The 22,703-nt window shown below is 63.6% G+C and carries 20 protein-coding genes; 7 read left to right on the forward strand and 13 right to left on the reverse strand.

The genetic code is table 11. The features are described 5' to 3' along the window. The first annotated feature begins 10 nt into the window (after positions 1-10). The 3 genes from BN1133_RS04495 to BN1133_RS04505 all read left to right on the forward strand — a co-directional run bounded on the left by BN1133_RS04495 (position 11) and on the right by BN1133_RS04505 (position 2,937). Positions 11-1,438: an amino acid permease gene (locus BN1133_RS04495; RefSeq protein ID WP_050665352.1), complete on the forward strand. Its 1,428-nt coding sequence runs from the start codon at positions 11-13 to the stop codon at positions 1,436-1,438. Positions 1,439-1,650: 212 nt separating this feature from the next. After that, positions 1,651-2,100, forward strand: a complete 450-nt coding sequence (locus tag BN1133_RS04500; protein ID WP_082177897.1) for a CesT family type III secretion system chaperone — start codon at positions 1,651-1,653, stop codon at positions 2,098-2,100. Positions 2,101-2,160: 60 nt separating this feature from the next. Further along, entirely contained in the window at positions 2,161-2,937 is a 777-nt protein-coding gene (locus BN1133_RS04505; protein WP_050665354.1) for a RhoGAP domain-containing protein, read from the forward strand. Positions 2,938-3,144: 207 nt separating this feature from the next. On the opposite strand, the gene BN1133_RS04510 is transcribed toward BN1133_RS04505, so the two are convergent. The 5 genes from BN1133_RS04510 to msrB all read right to left on the reverse strand — a co-directional run bounded on the left by BN1133_RS04510 (position 3,145) and on the right by msrB (position 7,518). Then, positions 3,145-3,507: a hypothetical protein gene (locus BN1133_RS04510; protein ID WP_050665355.1), complete on the reverse strand. Its 363-nt coding sequence runs from the start codon at positions 3,505-3,507 to the stop codon at positions 3,145-3,147. Positions 3,508-3,729: 222 nt separating this feature from the next. Then, on the reverse strand, positions 3,730-4,173 hold the full coding sequence (locus BN1133_RS04515; RefSeq protein ID WP_050665356.1) for a hypothetical protein: 444 nt from the start codon (positions 4,171-4,173) through the stop codon (positions 3,730-3,732). Positions 4,174-4,264: 91 nt separating this feature from the next. Continuing rightward, complete coding sequence (gene ovoA / locus BN1133_RS04520; RefSeq protein ID WP_050665357.1) at positions 4,265-6,418, reverse strand: 5-histidylcysteine sulfoxide synthase; 2,154 nt, start codon at positions 6,416-6,418, stop codon at positions 4,265-4,267. Between the two features lie 123 nt (positions 6,419-6,541). Beyond that, a complete protein-coding gene (msrA, locus tag BN1133_RS04525; RefSeq protein WP_050665358.1) occupies positions 6,542-7,048 on the reverse strand; it encodes a peptide-methionine (S)-S-oxide reductase MsrA in 507 nt (168 codons plus the stop codon). Positions 7,049-7,068: 20 nt separating this feature from the next. Then, complete coding sequence (msrB, locus tag BN1133_RS04530) at positions 7,069-7,518, reverse strand: peptide-methionine (R)-S-oxide reductase MsrB (protein WP_050665359.1); 450 nt, start codon at positions 7,516-7,518, stop codon at positions 7,069-7,071. A gap of 248 nt (positions 7,519-7,766) precedes the next feature. On the opposite strand from msrB, the gene BN1133_RS20255 reads away from it, so the two are divergent. Beyond that, positions 7,767-7,922 (forward strand): hypothetical protein, encoded by a 156-nt coding sequence (locus BN1133_RS20255; protein WP_168929841.1) that lies wholly within the window; start codon positions 7,767-7,769, stop codon positions 7,920-7,922. Positions 7,923-7,956: 34 nt separating this feature from the next. On the opposite strand, the gene priA is transcribed toward BN1133_RS20255, so the two are convergent. Next, positions 7,957-10,164, reverse strand: a complete 2,208-nt coding sequence (gene priA / locus BN1133_RS04535) for a primosomal protein N' (RefSeq protein WP_082177898.1) — start codon at positions 10,162-10,164, stop codon at positions 7,957-7,959. Between the two features lie 149 nt (positions 10,165-10,313). Between priA and rpmE the strand changes: the two genes are divergently transcribed. The 3 genes from rpmE to BN1133_RS04550 all read left to right on the forward strand — a co-directional run bounded on the left by rpmE (position 10,314) and on the right by BN1133_RS04550 (position 13,482). After that, the gene (gene rpmE / locus BN1133_RS04540) at positions 10,314-10,529 is read left to right on the forward strand and encodes a 50S ribosomal protein L31 (RefSeq protein WP_050665360.1); all 216 of its coding nucleotides are present in this window, start codon (positions 10,314-10,316) and stop codon (positions 10,527-10,529) included. 97 nt (positions 10,530-10,626) lie between these two features. Then, positions 10,627-12,060, forward strand: coding sequence for a DUF2867 domain-containing protein (locus tag BN1133_RS04545; RefSeq protein ID WP_050665361.1), 1,434 nt, complete (start codon positions 10,627-10,629; stop codon positions 12,058-12,060). Between the two features lie 177 nt (positions 12,061-12,237). Next, on the forward strand, positions 12,238-13,482 hold the full coding sequence (locus BN1133_RS04550; protein ID WP_050665362.1) for a malic enzyme-like NAD(P)-binding protein: 1,245 nt from the start codon (positions 12,238-12,240) through the stop codon (positions 13,480-13,482). Between the two features lie 53 nt (positions 13,483-13,535). Here BN1133_RS04550 and rstB read toward each other — a convergent pair whose 3' ends face one another. From rstB to fadB, 7 genes are all read right to left on the reverse strand, one after another. Further along, positions 13,536-14,810 (reverse strand): two-component system sensor histidine kinase RstB, encoded by a 1,275-nt coding sequence (gene rstB / locus BN1133_RS04555; RefSeq protein ID WP_050665363.1) that lies wholly within the window; start codon positions 14,808-14,810, stop codon positions 13,536-13,538. 3 nt (positions 14,811-14,813) lie between these two features. Continuing rightward, positions 14,814-15,521, reverse strand: a complete 708-nt coding sequence (gene rstA / locus BN1133_RS04560; RefSeq protein ID WP_050665364.1) for a two-component system response regulator RstA — start codon at positions 15,519-15,521, stop codon at positions 14,814-14,816. Positions 15,522-15,590: 69 nt separating this feature from the next. Continuing rightward, complete coding sequence (locus BN1133_RS04565) at positions 15,591-16,835, reverse strand: ABC transporter substrate-binding protein (RefSeq protein ID WP_050665365.1); 1,245 nt, start codon at positions 16,833-16,835, stop codon at positions 15,591-15,593. 2 nt (positions 16,836-16,837) lie between these two features. Then, complete coding sequence (locus BN1133_RS04570) at positions 16,838-18,283, reverse strand: ATP-binding protein (protein WP_050665366.1); 1,446 nt, start codon at positions 18,281-18,283, stop codon at positions 16,838-16,840. Further along, entirely contained in the window at positions 18,280-19,005 is a 726-nt protein-coding gene (locus tag BN1133_RS04575; RefSeq protein WP_050665367.1) for a response regulator, read from the reverse strand. The genes BN1133_RS04570 and BN1133_RS04575 overlap by 4 nt, the downstream gene beginning before the upstream one ends. Before the next feature lie 211 nt (positions 19,006-19,216). After that, positions 19,217-20,380, reverse strand: coding sequence for an acetyl-CoA C-acyltransferase FadA (gene fadA / locus BN1133_RS04580; protein ID WP_050665368.1), 1,164 nt, complete (start codon positions 20,378-20,380; stop codon positions 19,217-19,219). A 21-nt stretch (positions 20,381-20,401) separates the two neighbouring features. Further along, positions 20,402-22,549: a fatty acid oxidation complex subunit alpha FadB gene (gene fadB, locus BN1133_RS04585; protein WP_050665369.1), complete on the reverse strand. Its 2,148-nt coding sequence runs from the start codon at positions 22,547-22,549 to the stop codon at positions 20,402-20,404. Between the last annotated feature and the right edge of the window lie 154 nt (positions 22,550-22,703).

A 22,703-nucleotide genomic window follows, 5' to 3' on the forward strand; every position in this document is an offset into this window, starting at 1 on the left:
AGGAGGAACCATGTCACAATCCATGCGCGGCACCATAGGCAAGTTCGCCTTGCTGGCCATGACCTTTGCTGCCGTCTTCAACGTGCGCAACATCGTTAACAACAACATCGAACTGGGGCTCAGTTCGGCGCCCATCTTCATGCTGGCGACCGTCGTCTACTTTATCCCCTTCGTCTTCATCATCGCCGAGTTCGTCTCGGCCAACAAAAGCTCGGAATCGGGCATGTACGACTGGCTCAAGAAACCGCTCGGTACCCGGATGGCCTATCTGGGTTCGTTTCTCTACTGGTTCGTGAACCTGTTCTGGTTTGTCTCCCTGCTGCCCAACGTCATCGCCTATGCCTCCTACGCCATGCTGGGCTACGAGTACAGCTTCTCTCCCATGCTGACCTCGGTCATCTCCATCGTGCTCTTCGCGGCGGCGACTCATATCTCCACCAAGGGGGCGAGCTGGCTCGGCAAGATTGCCGGGCTGGTGGCCTACGGCGTGTTTGCCCTGTTTGCCATCTATGTGCTGGGGGCCCTGCTGGCGCTCGGCGGTGACCATGTGCCGGCCCAGCCCATCTCCCTGGCGGCCATGACGCCCACCGTCAACTGGGCCACCCTGGGCATCATGTGCTGGATCTTCCAGGCCGCCGGCGGAGCCGAGACGGCCGCCGCCTACCTCAACGATGTGAAGGGGGGGCACAAGTCTTTCGTCAAGGTGATCATCACGGCAGGTATCATCATCGGTGCCATGTATGCCATCGGTTCTCTGCTGGTGAATGTGTTCGTGCCGCGCGAGAGTCTCACCTATGCCGGCGGCATGGTGGAGATCTTCACCGGCATGGCCCACTACTTCCAGCTCTCCGAGACCCTGGTGGGTCGCTTCGTGGGCATAGTGCTCTTCATCGCCATGTTCGGCTCCATGATGATGTGGACCTCGGCGCCGGTGAAGATCCACTTCTCCGAGATCCCCAAGGGAGTCTACGGGGAGAAGACCACTGAGCTCAACGAGCACGGGGTGCCGGTGCGTGCCGCCTGGTGGCAGTTCGCCTTCGTCTTCGCCATGTTGGTGGTCAACGGCTTTGGCTCCGAGTCTGTGCAACAGATGATGAACACCGCCATCAATCTCACTGCAGGGACTGCCATGCTGCCGCCGATCTTCATCATGGTGGCTTACTTCGTGTTCCGCTGGAAACATGACGACACCCCCCGCGACTTCCGCATGGGGTCGCGCAAGGTGGGGATGGGCGTGGTCTCTGTGTTGATCGTCATCTTCGTGGTGAGCATGACCGCCTCGGCCTTCCCGCCCGGAGTCGATCTGATGCGCGCCTTCTTTATCAACGTCTTTATGACCGCCCTCTTCTCGGTCCTCGCCTACTGGTGGATCTCCCGTTTCGAACGGCGTCAGGCCGTCAGGGCGCAGGCCAGCAACAGACCGGCGAGAGCGGGCTAGGCCCTTATCAGCAGAGAGGAGCCCAAGGGCTCCTCTCTTTGCTTTGGTATATCTTGCAGGCTGATGCGTTCTTGGCTGCGGGCTGATGGGTAGCAACCTCGGCATGGGCCGCCTGTGAGCTAACAAATCAGGACCATATCTTATATTTTCAGCATGGGTGCCTCGATAAGATGTGCGCCATCTGATTCTATAGGTTTTTGGGTGTCGTAGTTATGTTAACGCTGGAAGGTTATTTACAAGTTTTACTGAGTAAGTTAGGAATTCCTCTTCCAGATGATATGGGTAATCGCGATGTGTTCTCGCTTGAGATTGGTCGCTTTACTTATCATTTCAAAGTCCATGCTGAGAGATATTTGACTATCTACTCTCTGGTGGGTAATGAGGGTGACATTGTCGATAGGGCTCTTGTCGGAATTATGAATTTGAATCATTTTTCCGACGAGGAGTACTCACCCGTATTTGCGTATGATGTCAATGCCAAGAAATTCCTTATATGGAACAGGCAGAAAGTATGCGAAATTGGTAATGAAAATGTACTTCCCCAGTTGGAGGCAATGATGGCAGCCAATAATATGATTGAGACCCTGATGGCTCAGGGCGAGCAGAGAAATGATTCTGTGGCGTTAGATATTAAGGCGCCGCATATCGGGATCCGCTGCTAATTGGATTCCATATTTTTCAATGAGTAATAGTGAAAAGTACTTTATTAAAGGATTTATGACATGCCAAGCATTGCATCACAGGTTCAGATACTGCCACCCCAGGTTCATCAGGAGCTGACTGAGAAGTTAAAGGGCGAGAAGAGCCCCGCAGGAGTGGCCAATGTTGAGCTCGGCAACCAAATGCATACCATTAGCGTTGTAGAAACCTCGTGTGATGCCAAACATGTGGGTGAGGGAAGAAAGTCATTTCTGTCTTCAGTGAAGGACTTCTTTAACAGTGTTCGAGATGCATTCATTAACTTCTTCAGTAAGGCATCGGAACCTACAAAGGGCTCGATAGAGATCGCTGCAGCGCCAGTGATGGACAAGCACGCAGCTGTCGTCGCCCAGAATAAAGAAATCATGGGTATCTTTCTTCAGAATCATGATTTTCTAAAAACTGAAGGAATCATGAGAATTTCTGCTGCAAAGACAGAGCTTGATCTGCTCTCTGCTGGCAAGAAGGATTTGCAGGATGCCACCGGTGTTGAGCTCGCGGCACTGTTTAAGAAGAATATTCGTGAGCATTGTTCTCCGGCAGATATGAAGGCTTTTGAACAAACCTTCTTGGACTATCAAAATAATAATCAGCTGCCTTTGGTTAGCGATCTGCCCGAGATGGCTCAGGATGCCATCATGCTTGCCAAAGAGGTTGCTAAATATCAGGGTGAGAACCATATGACTGCGTCCAACCTGGCGATTGTGATGGCTCCTAACCTGATGTCCACTGAATTGCTCATGCAAGGTAAAACACTGGAGTTCAATACCTTCTTTGAGAAGCTTATCCAACAAGCATGATGATCGTTGTCTGGTCACTACACTAATAAAAGTTGAGTCGTAGCAGGAAAGGGGGTGGCCAGCGTGCCACCCCCTTGTCATTTTGGGTGACTGGTTTCAAGGGGGCATGGTTTCGGTGCCTCATTCCAGCTGTGATGATGGATCGTTGCCGTGTTAACAAGCTTGTTAACGGACACCCCAGGGTGTCCGTTTTTTATTGGTGCCTGGCTAGCGTGAGACCCAGACGCCGACCAGAGAGGCCACCAGCAGGGTTGCCACCAGGGCGCTGGCCAGGCCGGGCGGGGCCTGCTTGGCCAGGGTGCGCTCTACCTTGCTCATGCGGTGAACGACCCGGGCCCTGCCCATCAATAGCAGAGCGGCATGGAGTAGAGAGAGCCCGGTGAGCAGGGCAAAGGTGACGAGAGGGGGGCCGCCGAGACCGGAGAGGCCGAACAGTACGGCGGCACCATAGAGGCCGGCAAAGCAGGCGTTCATTCCACTACGCAGCCCCAGCAGGGTGGGGCGAAACAGGCCCACCAGGGCCAGCAACAGACCGATCAGGGCAGCCAACGCCGCCAATTGGGATAGCATCATGCCTCCTTGGCATCGATTCCCGGTCCACCCCCATGGCCACAGACCCTGGCCAGTTGGCAGCAGGCGGGAGTATTGATTGGGCAAGAAACGTACACTGCCCGACTAGGCTACGCCTGCACCGGTCTGGAATGAAGCCGGACATTGCCAGGATGTGACCATGCTCAGCTACTGAGTGCGGGTGAGGGGGCGGCAAGGGTTGCCGCCCTCTGACCATAGAGGTCAGAGTGGATTGCCGGGGACGGGGTTGGACTGGCGCTCTTCATCTCCGCGCTGCCGGCGTCGCTCGGCGGCCTCCTGGATAAGCTCCTCTCTCTGCTTGTCGAGATCCTCCAGCAGCTTCTGCTTCTCTTCATCGGAGAGGGTCGGGTCTTCGGCGATCTCTTTCTTCCTCTGCTCGAGCCGGTCGAGCTTCTCCTTGCTAAGGCCTACCCGCTGGGCCAGCAGGTTGTCCCAGGCTACCCGGGTCAGGCTCTGCTCCGGCTCCTTGCGGGCACGTCCTGGATTGGCATAGGTGGGGGAGGGCTCACGGCTGCCTCCGTTCAGGGTCACCCTCTCTTCGGCAAGTCCTTGCCTCTGCCGCTGCGCCTCTCGAAACGGCTCCGTGCCCTGACGAGCCGTCAGTGAGGGCTGTAGCAAGCCAAATTGCACCGCACCCAGGTTCATCACTCATCCTCCTCGTCACTGCGTCGGCGTGGTCAGAGCAATAACCGTTCCAGCTTGCGGACAAGGAGAGGGGCCTGCCGGCCCCTCGTCGTTAACTGCGTCTGCGCCAGACCGTGAGCTGGGCCACCGTATGCTGGTACTTGCGGGCCGTCTCGCGGATCACGAACGGCAGGTCGCGCGGCGTGCCCACCTCTTCGAACTCCGTCGCCAGCAGCCGTTGCAGGGCCTGATGGGTGGTCAGCGCCTCGCCGTTCTCCCGCACACCGCCGAGCCAGTTGCCCTTGGGGGTGTACTCCTCGAGCCAGGTGTAGGGGCTGGTGAGCAGCAAGATGCCGCCCGGGCGCAGGCGCCGGCCTATGTCTTGCAGGAAGCGGGCGGGCTCGCGCAGCCGGTCGATCAGATTCGAGGCCAGCACCAGATCGTAGTGATCGTACTTGGGCTTGAGGTTGCAGGCGTCCCCCTGGCTGAAATGAATGCGTGCCGCCTGCTCCGGACCCAGATCGTGATCGGACAGCCTTGCCTCCCGATACTCCACCAGCTCCCCCTCCAGCGGCACGGCGTAACGGAATCCCTCCTGCCGGGTCATGGCCAGGGCCACGTCGATAAAGCGGGCCGAGTAGTCCACCCCGTCCACGTGCTGGAAGTGGCGGGCCATCTCGAAGCTGGCACGGCCCACGGCGCAGCCGATGTCGAGCGCCCGCTGGTGATGGGGGGCGAGCTCGGCCGCCAGCCCGGCCAGGGTCTGGCCGTAGTTGGGCACCCCGAAGTGGGTCGGTCCATAGTGGAAGTCGAGATACTGGGCCACCAGGGTGTCGGTCTCGTAGGGGTTGACCCGTCTCTGCTCCTGATGGCGCGACACCAGATAGCGAAAGCCGGCGTGCTGGAAGAAGTGGCGACGAAACGCATAGCGCGAGGCGGCGATAGCCTCGTTGCCGGTGCTGATCCAGCTGCCCCCCTTCATCAGGGTATGCTTGCCGTCGAAGGTGGGGGTGGAGAAGTCGTCATAGAGGGGGTGCACCCTGAACCCTTCGAAGCCGTCGATGGGGGTGCCGGTCCACTGCCAGACGTTGCCCACCAGATCGCAGAAGGCCCCCTGCTCGAAATGATCGACCGGGCAGGAGGAGGCCCACTGCTCCAGGTTGATGTTGCCGGGGGCTCGGGGCCAGTTCGGCTGATCCACCGGGATGCGGCTACGCAGGTGCATCCACTCGGCCTCGCTCGGCAGCTGTACCGGCAGACCCGTGGCCTCGCTCTTCCAGCGGCAGAAGGCGGCGGCCTCGAGCTGGTTCACCTCCACCGGCCAGTCCCATGGCATGGGCACTTCCTCTGTCATCAGCCTCAGTCGCAGGGCATCGGGTTCGCCCGGATCACCGACCCAGAAGGTGGGCATGGCGGCACGGGCGAATTCGCGCCAGCCCCACCCCTCGTCATCCCAGAAGCGGCGCTCGGCGTAGCCGCCGGCGGCGACAAACTCGAAGAACTCGGCATTGCTGACCAGCAGCCGGCTCGCCTGGAAGGGGGCCAGGGTGACCCGCCGCTCGCCATATTCGTTGTCCCAGCCGTAGGTGTCGTCCTGCTTGCCGAGACGCACCTCGCCGCCGGCCACCGCCTGCAGGGAGTTGGCCGGCACGCTGGTGCGATCGTGCCGGGCATGGGGGCAGGCGGGCCAGTGGGGTTGCGGGCGTACCCAGGCCAACGGCAGTTGGCGGATCAGCACGCTCGAGGTTTCGAGGTGGATGCGCTCATGTTCGATGCCCATCAGGATGGCCCAGGCCGGGCTCTCCCAATCGATGGGCAGGGTAAGCGGCATCTGCGCGATGAAGCGAGTCACCCGCTCGCGTACCCGGGCGCGATAGCGGCGCAACTCGCCCACGCTCGGCCAGTCGTAGTTGCGTTCGTCCAGGTCGTCCCAGCTCATCTCGTCCACGCCGATGGCCACCATGGCTTCGATGGGGGGGTCGATGCGCTCGTCGATGAGGCGGCCGGCCAGCAGCTTGTTGATGAAGAAGGCGGCGGTGTGGCCGTAGTAGAAGATGAGCGGATGGCGCAGGTTGATGGCCTTGGTAAACCAGGCGCGTTCGTCGGCCAGGCAGTCGAACAGGCTGTCGTAGAGATCGAAGGTTCGGGTGAAGTACTCCAGCAGCTCCTGGCGCTTCTGCTCCGGGTTCTCACCCCGCAGGTAGGGGGTGCGGGTCGGGTTTGGCAGGCCGGTGGTCTCGGCACGCAGAGGTTGGGCAAGGGTCACGGGCACGGCTCCTTATGGGGGGGACGGCTCCACTCTATACGGCGTGAGTGACAAATCGGATCGACGATCCGTTAGAGGAAGTTAGCCCATCGACGGGGCAAGAGGCCAGTCGACGGGCATGGGTTATCGATGGCGACGGGGCAGTACCCAGCCGGGCCTGACCCAGTGGCAGGTATAACCCTCCGGGTAGCGTTGCAAATAGTCCTGATGCTCCGGCTCGGCCTCCCAGAAGGGGCCCGCGGGCAGCACCTCGGTCACGACCGGGCCCGGCCAGAGGCCGCTTGCCTCCACGTCGGCGATGGTCTCGCGCGCCTCGAGGGCCTGCTCCTCGCTCAGGGTGTAGATGGCCGAGCGGTAAGATCGGCCCCGGTCGTTACCTTGACGATCCCGGGTGGTGGGGTCGTGGATCTGGAAGAAGAAGGCAAGCAGCTCCCGGTAGCTGAGCCGGTCGGGATCGAAGATGACCTCGATCGCCTCGGCGTGGTCACCATGGTGGCGGTAGGTGGCGTGCTCCACCTCGCCGCCACTGTAGCCGACCCGGGTCGAGATGACCCCGGGATGGTGGCGCAGCAGCTCCTGCATGCCCCAGAAGCAGCCTCCGGCCAGGATGGCGGTCTCGTGATGATGCATAGGATTCTCCTTCTGTGAGTTCAATCGGCACGGTTCAGGGCGACGGCATTGATGCAGTAGCGCAGCCCCGATGGCGGTGGTCCGTCGGGAAAGACATGACCCAGGTGGGCGTCACATACCTGGCAGGTAACCTCGATGCGGTGCATGCCGTGGGAGCGATCCTGATGATAGGCCACCACCCCCTCTTGCAGGGGCCGGGTGAAGCTGGGCCAGCCGGAGTGGCTCTCAAACTTGTTGCCGGCATCGAACAGCGGGGTATCGCAGCAGACGCAGTGGTAGCGCCCCGGTTCAAACAGGCTGCACATGGCCGAGCTGTGAGGGCGTTCGGTGCCCTTTTCACGGGTGATCCGGTACTGCTCCGGGGTGAGGATGGCACGCCACTCCTGGTCGCTGTGTTCGACCCTGGCGGGGGGCCGGGGATTGCCCTGATTGGCCCAATGCAACACCTGATGCCAGTCGGGATGGGACATGGATGACCTCCTTGGGGGCTGTGGGCCAGCAGCCCCGCATCATCTGATGGTGGCCCGCAAGAGAAGACCGGGAAGGCGGTCATCTGATTTCATCGTGGGCCTGGCCATGACGCTAATGGGCATTTTAGATTGTGTGTTTAATCATCAATCGTTTTTTTGATGGACCCTATCCCCGGACCCGGCTGTCTAAACTGGTGAGGGGTTATCCCGTCGGCCAGTCTGACACCCATTCAGGGAAGGAGAGTGTGATGGACAAACTTGACCACGAGATCGACACCCTGCGCCATGAGCAGGAGTTGCAACATCAGAAACAGGCGGAAAACCGCTGGCAGGCCCGTGTCGACGAGCTGCAGCGCGAGCGCCACGACGAGCCCGGTGGCGACTCCGGATCGGCAGAGCATTGACCCACAGAGGGGCCCCGCAAGGGGCCCTTCTCGTTTACCCCAGCTCGATGGGATCGACATCCACCACCCAGCGTACCCGCTTGGTCTCGGGCCAGGCCTCCAGCTCGGCGATGGCCCACTCCAGCAGCTGGGCCAGGGGGGCACGGGCGGCGGCCTGCACCATCAGTTGCATCCGGAACTTGCCCGCCTTGCGCTCCATGGTGGCACTCAGGGGGCCGATCACCTGCAGCCCCGGCAGGCGGGCCAGGCGCAGGGTGTCGGCGAGGCGGGTCAGGAAGTGTTGTGCCTCGCTCTGGCCGGTGGCCTCGGCCTTGAACAGGGCCTGGTGGCTGAAGGGGGGCAGGCTCAGCAGGCGGCGCTCCTTGAGGGCGGTATCGGCGAAGTGGTCGTAACCGTTCTGGGTCAGATCCTGCAGCAGGGCGTGCTCCGGATGGTGGCTCTGCAGCACCACCAGCCCCGGCTTGCTGGCCCGCCCGGCGCGACCGGCCACCTGAGTGTAGAGCTGGGCGAGGCGCTCGGCGGCGCGAAAATCCGCCGAGAAGAGGGCGCCGTCCACATCGATGAGGCCGACCAGGGTGACATCGGGGAAATGGTGCCCCTTGGCCAGCATCTGGGTGCCGATGAGGATCTTGTAGTGGCCGCTCCGGATCCCCTCCAGGTGGCTCTCCAGCTCCCCCTTGCGGGCCGTGCTGTCCCGGTCGATGCGTACCACCGGATAGTGGGGAAACAGGGTTGCCAGCAGTTGCTCGAGCTGCTCGGTGCCGACCCCGGAGCCGATCAGCTCATGGCTGCCGCACTCCGGGCAGCTGGGGGGGAGGGGCCGCACGCTGTCGCAGTGATGGCAGTGCAGCCGTCGCCCGGCCTGGTGCCAGGTGTACCAGGCGTCGCACCGCTCGCAGGCGGCGCTCCAGCCGCACTGGTGGCAGATCAGGGCCGGCGCGTAGCCGCGCCGGTTGAGAAACAGCATCACCTGATTGCCGGCGGCCAGGTGCTCGGCCATCAGCCGCTCCAGCTGGGGCGAGAGGCCCGCCTGCAGCCGGGTGCTCTTGATGTCGAGGATCACCTGACACGCCGTAGTGGCGTTGCCGGCGCGCCGGGTCAGGCGCAGGTGGTGATACTTGCCGCCGCGAGCGTTGTGCAGGCTCTCCAGCGAAGGGGTGGCCGAGCCGAGCAGGATCGGGATGCCGGCCCGGTGGGCGCGCATCACGGCGAGATCCCGGGCGTGGTAGCGAAAGCCCTCCTGCTGCTTGAACGAGGCGTCGTGCTCCTCGTCGATGATGATGACGCCGAGACGCTTGAACGGGGTGAAGACGGTAGAGCGGGTGCCAATCAGGATGGCGGCGCCCCCGTCACGGCAGGCGAGCCAGGCGTCGAGCCGTTCCCGGTCGTTCATCCCCGAGTGCATGGCCACCACAGGCACGTTGAAGCGGCGCCTGAAGCGGTTGATGGTCTGCGGGGTGAGGCCTATTTCTGGCACCATCACCAGTGCCTGTTTCCCCTCCCGCAGCAAGGGCTCGAGGATGCTCAAATACACCTCGGTCTTGCCAGAGCCGGTGATCCCCTCCAGCAGGAAGGCGTTGAAGCGATCCCGTTGGCTGGTCACCGCCGAGACTGCCAGCGCCTGCTCTGTGCTCAGAGGCAGGGCGCCGTCGCAGTGGAGGTGTTCGGCCCAGTCGGTGGGATGGCTGGGCTCCAGGCTGCGCCTCTCTATCAGTGCTTTTTTCTCCAGCGCCGTGAGCGCGGCGGATTGCACCTCCTCCTGGCGCAGGGCCGAGGGGGTCTGCGGTCCCCGGCGCAGCAGGGCCAGTGCCTGCTGCTGCTTGGGGGCGCGCCTGAGCTCGTTGAGATCGCAGGCGTGCCCGGCCTCGGTGGTGAACCAGAACTCCAGCTCCCGGTAGGCGGCCGGCTCTCCCTTGCGCACCAGCACCGGCAAGGCCACCGCCAGCACCTCGCCGAGGGGGTACTGATAGTAACCCGCCCCCCACTGCATCAGGGCCAGGATATCGGGGCCGAGCACGGGGCGTTCGTCGAGTACCCGTTTGATCGGCTTGAGCTTCTCCCTGGGCAGGGTGCTTTCGGCCGGATGATCGACCACCAGCGCCACCAGGGTCTGCGGGCCGAAGGGCACCTCGACCCGGCAGCCGGGCGCCGGCAGGGGGAGGGGGCAGAGATAGTCGAAAGGACGGCGCAGGGGCACCGGCACGGCGACACGAACCAGATCCAGTTTGTCGGAGGAATTCACCAAAGATTGCCTATTTTTTCCGCGGGGCCACTTGCCTGATCTCAGGCGTTTCCTATATTATTCGCTGCCTTTGAAACTGTGTTCAATATTCGTGTGGTGTCCGACCCAAGGCTCGGATGGCGACACGGCCTATATCTTTGAGGTTGTCCATGAAAGCTGGTATCCATCCGGAATACGTTGAAATCACCGCCAAGTGCTCTTGCGGTAACATCATCAAGACTCGCTCCACCGTCTCCAAGGATCTGAACCTGGACGTGTGCTCCGAGTGCCACCCCTTCTACACCGGCAAGCAGAAAGAAGTTTCTAGCGGCGGCCGCGTAGACAAGTTCAACAAGCGTTTCGGTTCTCTGACTGCCAAGAAGTAATCGAGTCCGAAAGCTTGAAGAAAAGCGCCCATTGGGCGCTTTTTTTGTGCCCGGCTTTCCCCTAAGGTGGGGCGAGGAGTCGAGAAGGAGAGCAGGGATGCGACGCTGTCTGGTCATGGGAGCCGCCGGCTATGTGGGCTCCTATCTGGTGCCTTATCTGCAGGCACAGGGTTATGAAGTGGTGGCCGCCGCCCGGCGCCCCTGCCGGTTGCCGGAAGGGGTCGGGTTTCGCCTCGCCGACAGCCTCAGGCCCGCCACCCTGGGGCCGGCCCTGGAGGGCATAGATACCGTCTTCTATCTGGTGCACGCCATGGGCGCCGGGGCCGGCTTCCACCGTCTCGAGCAGCAGGGGGTGAAGAACTTCGCCGCCGCCGCCCGCGCCGCCGGGGTGCGCCGTCTCATCTATCTGGGGGCGATCCAGCCCGAGGCGTGCGAGAGCCGTCATCTCAACTCCCGTCGTCACTGTGGTGAACTGTTTCGGGCCGCCGGTGTGCCGACCGTGGAGCTGCGCGCCGGCATCATCATAGGCCCGGGCTCGGCCGCCTTCGAGGTGATGCGCGATCTGGTGTTCAACCTGCCTATGATGGTGACACCCAAGTGGGTGCGCTCGCGCACGCCCCCCATCGCCCTCTCCAACCTGCTTCACTACCTGGGGGGGCTGGTGGAGGCCGAGGGGGTCGAGGGGGGGATTCTCAACGCCGCCGGTCCCGAGCTGCTCAGCTACCAGCAGCAGCTCGAGCGCTTCGCGGCCCACATTGGCAAGCGCTGCCCCATCCTTCCCATCCCCTGGCTTACCCCGCGTCTGTCGGCCTGGTGGCTGCAGTTTGCCACCTCTGTGCCCCAGCCGGTCGCCAAGGCCCTGGTGGGGGGGCTCAAGCACGACATCCCGGCCGACGACGGACCGCTGCGTGCCCTGTTGCCCCAGCGCCTGCTCGATTTTGACGAGGCGCTGGCCGAGGCCCTTACCCTGGAGCAGCGACTGGGGGCCGAGCAGCACGGGGAGGAGACCCCCCTCGGTCTGCGCTGGCGTCACCCCGAGTACGGCTTCTATGACCGCACCGCGAGCGGCACCGCCCTCTCCCTCGCCCCGCCCGAGGCCCTGTGGCAGGTGTTGCAGGGGCTCGGTGGTGAGCGACGCTACTTCTACATGAACAGCCTGTGGAGCGTGCGCGAGTGGATGGATCACCTGATAGGGGGCCCGGCGCGCCAGTACGGCCGCAGCGATCCGACCCGTTTCAACAAGGGCGATCGGATCGACTCCTGGGAGATCCTGGGGGTGGAGGAGGGACGGCGGCTCGATCTGTTGTTTAACATGCGGGCACCGGGGGTGGGGCGCCTCGAGTTCCTTATCGTGCCCGAGGAGTCGGGGTTGACCCGCCTCACGGTGACGGCTCACTGGCACCCTCAGGGGGCCTGGGGGCTCGGCTACTGGCTCGCCATGCTGCCGTTCCACCTCTTTATCTTTCAGGGGATGACGGAGGCGATCGTGCGTGAGGCGGAGGCCGACAGCGGCATTCCGGTGATGGACTGAAATATACCTCTAACTTGGTATTCTTGCGTGGTGGAAATCGCTGGTCATCTGCTCCGTCCAGCGTTTTAAACCATATTATCCTCTGGGAAAGGGCCCCCCTTTTCTTTATGATCATTTCCCCCCGCCTGAAGCGGGGAGTCCATCATCATGACGTGAACAACCGTATCGGGGTATCCCATGTCCGATCTGCGCCAACAGGCTCTCGACTACCACGCCCTTCCCGTCCCCGGGAAGATCGCCATCGAACTCACCAAGCCGGCGGAGACTGCCCGCGATCTGGCCCTGGCCTACAGCCCGGGCGTGGCCGAACCGGTGCGCGAGATCGCCGCCAACCCGGATGATGCCTACAAGTACACCGCCAAGGGTAACCTGGTGGCGGTCATCTCCAACGGCACCGCCATCCTGGGGCTGGGCAATCTGGGGCCGCTCGCCTCCAAGCCGGTGATGGAGGGCAAGGCCCTGCTGTTCAAGCGCTTCGCCGGCATCGATGCCATCGACATCGAGGTGAAGCACCGCACCAACGAAGAGTTCATCAACACGGTGGCTGCCATCGCCGACACCTTCGGTGGTATCAACCTGGAAGACATCAAGGCCCCCGAGTGCTTCGCCATCGAGCAGGCCTTGATCGAGCGCTGCAGCGTGCCTGTGTTCCACGATGATCAGCACGGCACCGCCATCGTCACCGCCGCCGGCCTGCTCAATGCCCTCGAGATCCAGGGCAAGCGCATCGAGGAGAGCCGCATCGTCTGCATGGGGGCCGGTGCCGCCGCCATCGCCTGCATGGAGTTGCTGATCAAGTGCGGTGCCATGCGCGAGAAGATCTACATGCTCGACCGCAAGGGCGTGATCCACACCCGTCGTGACGATCTCAACGAGTACAAGAAGTTGTTTGCCAACAACACCGACATGCGCACCCTCGAGGAGGCGATCAAGGGCGCCGATGTCTTCGTCGGTGTCTCCGGCCCGGATGTGCTGCCGGCCGAGGCGGTGGCCCTGATGGCGCCGAACCCGGTCATCTTCGCCTGCTCCAACCCGGATCCCGAGATCAGACCCGAGCTGGCGCAGTCGGTGCGCGATGACCTCATCATGGGTACGGGTCGTTCCGACTACCCGAACCAGATCAACAATGTGCTCTGTTTCCCCTTCATCTTCCGCGGAGCCCTGGACGCGCGCGCCAGCTGCATCAACGATGCCATGAAGGTGGCTGCGGTCGATGCCATTCGCGCCCTGGCCAAGGAGCCGGTACCGGCCGAGGTGCTGCGTGCCGCCGGGGTCGATGCCCTCGAGTTTGGCCGCGACTATGTGATCCCCAAACCCATGGACGCCCGTCTGCTGCCGCGGGTTGCCCGCGCCGTGGCCCTGGCCGCCGTGGAGTCCGGTGTGGCACGTATCGAGCTGCCGGCCGACTACATGCTGGGTTGAGTTCGCTCCCGTGAAGAAGGGCCGCATCCGCGGCCCTTTTTGTTGTCCGCGCTTCAGGTGCGCGGCAGAGTGAGGCGAAACAGGGCCCCCGTCGTGCTCTCTTCCAGGTGCACCTCGCCCCCGTGGTGGCGGGCTATGCTGCGCACGATGGCGAGTCCCAATCCGGTGCCCCCGGTGCGACGATCGCGGCTCTCGTCGAGGCGCACGAAGGGCTCGAAGATGCGGCCCGCCTGCGCCATGGGGATGCCGGGACCATCGTCTTGCACCTCAATCAGGCAGGCTTCCGGGGTCAGACAGAGGTGCAGTTGCACCGCCTCTCTGGCGTGGCGCTGGGCATTGCGCACCAGGTTCTCCACCGCCCGGGTCAACAGTCGTTCGTCCCCATGCCAGGGAAGGGGGTCGCTCGGGCTCGTCAGGGTGATCGGCTTGTGGGGGCAGAGGGTCTGCCAGTCCACCAGATGGCGCCGGGCCCAGGCGCCGAGCTCCAGCTCGACCGGTTGCAGGGGCATCTCGGGGCGATCGAGACGGGCGTAGGTGAGCATCTCGTCGATCAGGGTGTCGAGTGCGGCCAGGTCCCGCTCCAGGGCCAGCCGATCCGCCTCGGGGGGCGGTGGCTCGAGCATGGCGAGGCGATAGTGCAGCCGCACCAGAGGGGTGCGCAGCTCGTGGGCAATGGCGTCGGTGAGCTGCTTCTTGCCATTGATCAGCGCCTCCAGCTGTTCGCCCATGCGGTCCAGGGTCTGGCCCATGCGCGCCAGGCTGCTGCCGGCGGGCAGGCGGCTGCGGGCATCCAGCTCACCATTTCCCAGGCGGCGTGCGGTCTGCTCCAGGGTGAGCAGCCCGCGCCAGTGGGGGCGCAGCCAAATCAGAATGGGCAGGGCCAGGGAGAGGCCGAGCAGCAGCAACAGGCCGATGTCGAGCCAGTGCAACTCGTGCAGATAGGAGAGGTAGGGGACGGGACCGACGATCAGCACCTGCTCGCTGCCGGGAATGCGCTGGCGGAAGGTGTCATCCTCCTCGACGATGAGCAGCTCCCCTCCCTGCAGCAGGGCCAGGTCCTCACTGTCGAGGGGCTGGCTGGCCAGGGGATCGAGACGCAGGGGCAGCTTGAGCTGGCGGGACTGCTCCCTCAGTCGCTCGGACCAGAGCGAGGGCGGGGTGCGGGAGAGCTCGTTGGTGAGCAGGGCGAGGGAGCCTTGCATCAGGCGCTCCAGATAGCGGTTGCCGGCGCGCTCCGTGGTGTGCTGGTAGATGAGGCCGACCAGCAGCACCGCGACCATGAAGCAGGCCATCACCAGCAGGTAGAACTGGATAAACAGGCGGCGCATGGCTCACTCCCAGGCCTGGGGCACCAGCAGATAGCCACGCTGGCGTACCGTCTTGATGCGGGTCGGGTCGGCCGGATCGTCCCCCAGCTTGCGGCGCAAGCGGGAGATGGCCACATCCATGCTGCGATCCAGCCCGTCGTAGTCGCGGCCACGCAGGCGACGAAACAGGGCGTCGCGTCCCATGATTTGCCCGGCGTGGCAGGCCAACTCCCAGAGGAGATCGAAGTCGCTGGTGGAGAGGGAGACGCTCACCCCGTCCAGGGTCACGGAGCGGGCCTGACCATCGATGGTCAGGCCACCCAGTTGCAGCCGTTGGGGGGCTGTGACGGGGGCCTGTGCCTGCGGCGCCCTCTGCTGCTGGCGAAACTGCACCCTCAGTCGTGCCAGCAACACGGGGGGCGGCGTGGTCTTGAGGATGTAGTCGTTGGCCCCCAGCTCCAGGCTCAGGATCTGGTTCATGTCGCTGTCGAGTGAGGTGAGCATGACGATAGGGCCGGCAAAGCGGGGGCGCAGGTCCCGGCACAGGGAGAGGCCGTCGCAGCCGGGCAGCATGATGTCGAGCAGCACCAGGTCGGGCTGCACCTCCTCGACTCTGGCCAGGGCCCGATCCCCGCGTGGCTCGAGGATCACCTCCATCTCGTGACGGGAGAGCCAGCCGGCGATCAGCTGACCGATATCGGGGTCGTCTTCAACAAACAGGATGCGTTGCATGGGGCCACCATCTCGGGGTCGGTCTGCTGACAGCATACCCGGCTGGTGGCCGCAGGGAAGAGGGGCTTATTAACCCTTGGCCGAATGGATGAGGCGACCGAGGCGTGCGGCGGTGGCCGCAGCATCACCGGCCGGGTCGTTGAAGAAGGCGGAGAGCACGTCCATCAGGGCCTGTTGCAGAGGGGTGGGCAGGGCCATCCCCTCGGCGATGCTGGGAAGCAGGGTGCCCTCCTGCTGCGCCTGCCGGAAATCCTGGTGAGAGCGGATGGCACAGCGGTCGAACCCCTGCATGGGCACCTTCTCCAGCGCCGGGATCGACCCCTTGGCCTGGTTGAAGCGGGCCTGGAACGCCGGGCGCATGATGAGCTCGGCCAGTTCGCTCTGGGCCTGCAGCTGTGCCGGATCGCGCACCTTGAACATGGCAATGGAGTCGATGTTGTAGCTGAAGAGCCCCTGACTGCCCGGGGCCGGCTGACAGAGGATATCTTCGCCGGGGCGGTAGTTGCCGGCGCTCAGCTCTCCCTTCACCCAGTCTCCCATCACCTGCATGGCGGCACCACCGGTCTCCAGCAGGTTGGTGGCCTGATGCCACTTGAGGGTCACGAAGCTGGAGGGGACGAAGGCCCTCAGCTGGCGAAAGCGGTTGAGTACCCGGATCATCTCGGGTCCGGTCAGGGTTGCCGAGTCGAGCTGGAGGAAGGCCTTGCGGTAGAAGTCCGCTCCCCCTTCGCCGAGGGCGACCGATTCAAACAGTACCGCCAGTTGCCAGGGTTCGTTGCCGATGGCCAGCGGGGTGATCCCCTTCTCCTTCAGTTGCTCTGCCACCCTGACCAGCTCGCCCCAGCTCTCGGGCACGGCGAGCCCCTGGGCGGCGAAGAGGCGGTGGTTGATCCAGAGCCAGTTCACCCTGTGGATGCCGGTGGGCACCGCCACCAGCTGGCCGCCCGGGCTCAGGGTCTGGCGCACCACGGGTGGCATGGCCTGATACCAGCCCAAGTGTTCGGCCATGGGGTCTAGGTCGCGCAAGAAGCCAAGACCGGCCCACTCGCGCAGCTCTATCCCCTTGAGGTGGGCGGCCTGTGGCGGATTGGCCGCCAGGGCCCGACTCTTGAGCACCGTCATGGCGCTCTTGCCACCGCCCCCCTGGATGGCGAAGTCCTGCCACTGGTTTCCCTCGGCCTTCCACATGGACTTGAGCACCTCGACGGCGCGCGCCTCGCCTCCCGATGTCCACCAGTGCTGCACCTCCACCTGGGAGGCGAGGGCGACGGGGGAGAGCAGGGCACACAGCAGGGGGGTGAGGGTCGTCTTCATGATCATTGTCGCGGCAGGGAGAGGGTGGCCTGCAGGCCACCGTTGGGACGATTTTCCAGCACCAGATCGCCCCCGTGGGCGTGGGCTATGTTGCGGGCGATGCCGAGCCCCAGGCCATTGCCCGGTTGCTCGGTATCGAAGCGGTAGTAGGGCTCGAAGATGTGTTCGAGCTGCTCCTCGGGCAGGCCGGGGCCCTCATCCATGATGAAGAGGATCAGCATCTCGTCGTCGTCGAAGATGATGATGCGCACCTTCTTGCCGTACTTGATGCCGTTGTCGATCAGGTTGGCGATGCAGCGCTTGAGGGCCAGGGGTTTGCCCCGGTAGCCGTGTTTGCAGCGTCCCTCTATGGTGAGCCGCTCCTCGCGCAGGTTAAGGCTCTCGGCCAGCTGATCGAGCATGCCGTCGATGTCGATCTGCTCGATGTTCTCGTGGATATCGGTGTCTTTCACCGTCTGCAGTGCCCCCTTCACCATCAGCTCCAGCTCGTCGAGGTCTTTGCTGAACTTGGTGATCTGCACCTCGTCGTCGAGCAGTTCGACCCGCAGCCGCAGTCGGGTGATGGGGGTCTTGAGATCGTGAGATATGGAGCTGAACAGTCGCTCTCTATCGTCGATATAGCGCCGGATCCGGTGCTGCATGATGTTGAAGGCCCGGGTGGCCGCCACTATCTCGGAGGCCCCCTCCTCCTTGAGGGAGGGTTGGTCGATGTCCTTGCCCAGGTTGGCGGCCGCCTTGGCGAGGCGGCGCAGGGGGCGGGTCTGCCAGCGCACCAGCAGGAAGGTGAAGAAGCAGAGAAAGACCGTCATCAGGGCGATGAAGCGCACCTGGTTGGCGGGCATGACGGTGTCGTCCAGGGTCATGTAGGGGGCCGGCAGCAGGGCCGCCAGATAGAGCCACTCCCCCTCCTTGATCTCGATCTGAATCACCAGCACCGGTGGATTGATGGGCTCCAGCGACAGGGTGTAGCGAGCCCAGGAGGAGGGGAGATCCGCCAGCAGGGTATCGTTGTTGAAGACGTGCAGCTCCTCGGGGCGGGAGAAGTCCACCTTGATATCCATGGTATCGGTGAGCTTGCTGTCCAGTATGGTGCGCAGCTCGCCGAGCACGACGGCCTTGCGCTCGCTGTCGGGGATGGAGTTGACCCGGATCTCCTCCTCGTTGAGCGACACGAAAAAGCGGCTGCCCCCCATGTTGCGCAGCTGATCCAGCGCTATATGCCGGTACTGCAGGGGGAGCGACTTGAAGAAGCTGACGGTGGAGGCTGCCGACATGGCCAGGTTGCGGGTGGTGCTGAGCATTCCCTCCAGCTCCCGCTTCTGGATCTGCTGCATCCAGATCCCGGTGAGGATGGTCTGGGAGAGCAGGATCGCCAGCAGCAGGAGCAGCAGCATGCGCGACAGCAGGGAGCGCGGTACCAAAGGAGACCACCACCGTTTGGCGTTCATGCGTCCTCGAACACCTCGGCGATCAGCATATAGCCGCTGCCACGAATGGTCTTGATGATGCGCGGGCTCTTGCCGTTGTCGCCCAGTTTCTGGCGCAGTCGGCTGATCTGCACGTCGATGCCGCGCTCCATGGGCAGGCTCTCGCGGCCACGGGTGGCGTCGGAGATGGTATCGCGGTCGAGCACGGCCCCCGGCTGCTGCAGGAACATGGCCAGCAGCATGAAGTCGCTGCCCGACAGATCGAGCTTGCTGCCATCCTCGTGGGTGAGTTGGTGGCTCAGGGTGTCCAGGGTCCACTCGGCGAAGCGCAGCCGGCGCGGCAGCTCCTTCTCCTTGACCTCGGGCTGGCGGAACTCGGCCCGGCGTAGCAGCGCCTTGATGCGGGCCTGCAACTCGCGCGGGCTGAATGGCTTGGCGATGTAGTCGTCGGCACCCAGCTCCAGGCCGATGACCCTGTCGGTCTCGTCGGAGGCGGCGGTCAGCATGATGATGGGGACCTGGGAGTCGCGGCGGATCTGTTGGCACAGGGTGAAGCCATCGTCCCCCGGCATCATGATATCGAGGATAATGAGATCCGGGCTGTGCTGGGCCAGCTGGCGACGCATCTCGTTGCCCTCGGCGGCGGTGAGCACCTCGAACCCGGCGCGGGTCAGGTACTCGTTGAGCAGCTCACGGATTTCCTGATCGTCGTCGACGATCAGCAGCTGTTTGCTCAGTGACATAGGTGTGTGCATCCATTTTTTTGTGCAGATTGAACCCGTCGGGGGCACAAAAAGCAAGCAGAGGGGGGTGCGAGTGTGAGTCGCTGGGCACTCCTTATGCGTATAGCCGTAAAATTGGCGATAAAAAAGGCCGGTTGATAAACCGGCCAATAAGGCGCATGGATCCGCGTGTCACCACTGTGTCGGGGCACCGTGTTGCCCCGCACATGACTCAGATGCGCTCAAACACGGTGGCGATCCCCTGACCCAGGCCGATGCACATGGTGGCGACCCCCAGGGTGGCGTCCTTCTCCTCCATCAGATTGATCAGGGTGGTGGAGATGCGGGCACCGGAGCAGCCGAGGGGGTGACCCAGGGCGATGGCGCCGCCGTTGAGGTTCACCTTCTCGTCGACCTGATCCAGCAGGCCGAGATCCTTGACGCAGGGCAGGGACTGGGCGGCGAACGCCTCGTTGAGCTCGAACAGGTCGATGTCATCGACGGTCAGACCGGCACGCTTGAGGGCCTTCTGGGTCGCCGGTACCGGGCCGTAACCCATGATGGCGGCGTCACAGCCGGCCACCGCCATGGCACGGACGCGGGCGCGGGGGGTGAGGCCGAGGGCACGGGCGCGATCCAGGCTCATCACCAGCATGGCGGCGGCGCCATCGGACAGGGCCGAGGAGCTGCCGGCGGTGACGGTGCCGTTGGCCGGGTCGAACACAGGGCGCAGCTGGCCCAGGGTCTCGATGGTGGTCTCGGGGCGGATCACCTCGTCATAGTCGTAGAAGAAGCGGGCGCCGCTGGCATCGTGCCCCTCCAGCCCGACGATCTCCTTGGCAAAGCGCCCTTCCACCGTGGCGGCGTGAGCACGCTGGTGGGAGCGAGCGGCGAAGGCGTCTTGCTGCTCACGGCTGATGCCGTGCAGCTTGCCGAGCAGCTCGGCAGTCAGCCCCATCATGCCGGAGGCCTTGGCCACCGATTTGGCGAGGCCGGGGTGGAAGTCGACCCCGTGGCTCATGGGCACGTGGCCCATGTGCTCGACACCGCCGATGATGAAGATGTCGCCGTCACCCACCTGGATGGCGCGAGAGGCGTCGTGCAGCGCCTGCATGGAGGATCCGCACAGGCGGTTGACGGTGACCGCGCCGACCTGCTTCGGAATGCCGGCCAGCAGGGCGGCGTTACGGGCGATGTTGAAGCCCTGCTCCAGGGTCTGCTGTACGCAGCCCCAGTAGATGTCCTCGATCTCGTTGGGGTCGAGGGCGCCGTTACGCTTGAGCAGTGAGCTCATCAGATGCGCGGAGAGATCCTCGGCGCGCACGTTGCGAAAAGCCCCGCCCTTGGACCGCCCCATGGGGGTCCGGATACAGTCGACAATGACTACGTCTTTCATGAATGGGTCTCCTTTCCGCAATCAGTAGAAGGTCTTGCCCTGGGCCGCCATCTCGCGCAGCTGGTTGCTGACGCGATAGAGGGGGCCCAGATCCGCGAACTGGTCGGCCATGGCCACATAGCGATCCAGGCCCATGGTGTCCAGATAGCGGAACACGCCGCCGCGGAAGGGAGGGAAGCCCAGACCGTAGACCAGGGCGATGTCCGCCTCGGCCGGGGTTGCGATGATCCCCTCTTCGAGGCAGAGCACCACCTCGTTGATCATGGGGATCATCATGCGGGCGATGATGGTCTCCTTGTCGAAGGCCTGCTGTGGCTTGGCGATGGGGGCCAGCAGCTCGTAGGCCGCGGCGTCGGCCACCTTCTTCGGCTTGCCCTTCTTGTCGGCCTCATAGGCATAGAAGCCCTTGCCGTTCTTCTGACCGAAGCGGCTTGCCTCGTACATGACGTCGATGGCGGTACGGCCATCCTTGGTCATGCGGGTCGGGAAGCCCTGGGCCATGACATCACCGGCATGGTGACCGGTGTCGATGCCGACCACGTCCAGCAGGTAGGCCGGGCCCATGGGCCAGCCGAACTCTTTCTCCATCACCTTGTCGACGGCGGCGAAGTCGGCGCCGTCGGCGACCAGCTTGTTGAAGCCGAAGAAGTAGGGGAACAGCACCCGGTTGACGAAGAAGCCCGGGCAGTCGTTGACCACCACAGGGGACTTGCCCATGGCGGCGGCATAAGCCACCACACGGTCGATGGTTTCGTCCGATGTCTGCTCGCCACGGATGATCTCTACCAGGGGCATGCGGTGCACCGGGTTGAAGAAGTGCATGCCGCAGAAGTTCTCGGGGCGCTTGAGCCCCTTGGCCAGCAGGGAGATGGGGATGGTGGAGGTGTTGCTGGCGAGCACGGCGTCGTCACCGAGAACGGCTTCCACTTCGCCCAGCACGGCGGCCTTCACCTTGGGATTCTCGACCACGGCCTCGACCACCAGATCCACGCCCTTGACGCTGTCATAGCTGAGGGTGGGGGTGATGGCGGAGAGCACCTGGCCCATCTTGATGCCGTCGATGCGGCCCTTCTCGAGCTGGCCGTTGAGCAGCTTGGTGGCCTCACCCATGCCCAGCGCCAGCGCCTTCTCGTTAATGTCCTTCATCACTGCCGGTATGCCCTTGCTGGCAGACTGGTAGGCGATACCGCCCCCCATGATGCCGGCGCCGAGCACGGCGGCGTGGTTGGTGGCCTTGCTCGCCTTCTTGGCGGACTGCTTGGCCAGAGCCTTGATGTGCTGGTCGTTCAAGAAGATGCCGACCAGGGCCTTGGCCACGTCGGTCTTGGCCAGCTTGATGAAGGTGGCGGCCTCGGCGGCCAGCGCCTCGTCACGGCCCATGCCGGCGGCGGTCTCTACCGTCTTCACGGCGGCCATCGGCGCCGGATAGTGCTTGCCCGCCACAGCGGCAACCATGCCGGCGGCGGTGCTGAAGCTCATCATGGCCTCCAGCCTGGAGAGGCGCAGGGGCGCCTTCTTGGCGGCGCGGCGGCCCTGCCAGTCGAGCTTGCCGTCGGCGGCGTCCTTGATCATCTGTATGGCCGCGGCGGTCAGGGCGGCGGGGGCGACCACGGCGTCTACGGCGCCCACCTTGAGGGCGTCATCGGCGCGGTAGTCTTTACCTGTGGTGATCCACTCCAGGGCGTTGTCGGCGCCGATCACCCGCGGCAGGCGCACGGTGCCGCCAAAGCCCGGCATGATGCCGAGCTTGGTCTCGGGCAGGCCGATCTTGGCCGTGCTGTCGGCCAGGCGGAAGTCGGTGGAGAGGATGGTCTCGCAACCGCCGCCCAGGGCATGGCCCTTGATGGCTGACAGGGTCGGCACCGGCAGATCCTCGATGGCGTTGAAGATGTCGTTGGCCTTCTTCAGCCAGCCGAGCAGCTGTTCATCCGGCAGGGCGAACAGCTCGAGGAATTCGGTGATGTCGGCGCCGACGATGAAAGCGTCTTTGCCGGAGGTGAGGATCAGGCCGCGCAAGTCGGTTTGTTGCTGTAGTGCGCTGATCGCTTCGCTCAGGGAGAGCAGGGTGGCGCGATCGAGTTTGTTGACTGAACCCGGTGCGTCGAACCTGAGTTCGGCAATGCCGTCTTCCAGGTAGCGGACCGACAGGGTTTCGCCTTGGTAGATCATGAGGGTCTCCTTGTTCCCGGCGGGTTGCGGGGATGGCTCCTTGTTCTCCCCCTGAGGGGACGCAGCTCAATATTGATCCAATGCTCGACATTTTCAACACCTATTTTAAACATTCGTTTAACACTGTTTGGTGTAAAGGCTCTAGTCGTGCGGA

Source organism: Aeromonas schubertii, from assembly GCF_000820105.1.
Lineage (GTDB): Bacteria > Pseudomonadota > Gammaproteobacteria > Enterobacterales > Aeromonadaceae > Aeromonas > Aeromonas schubertii.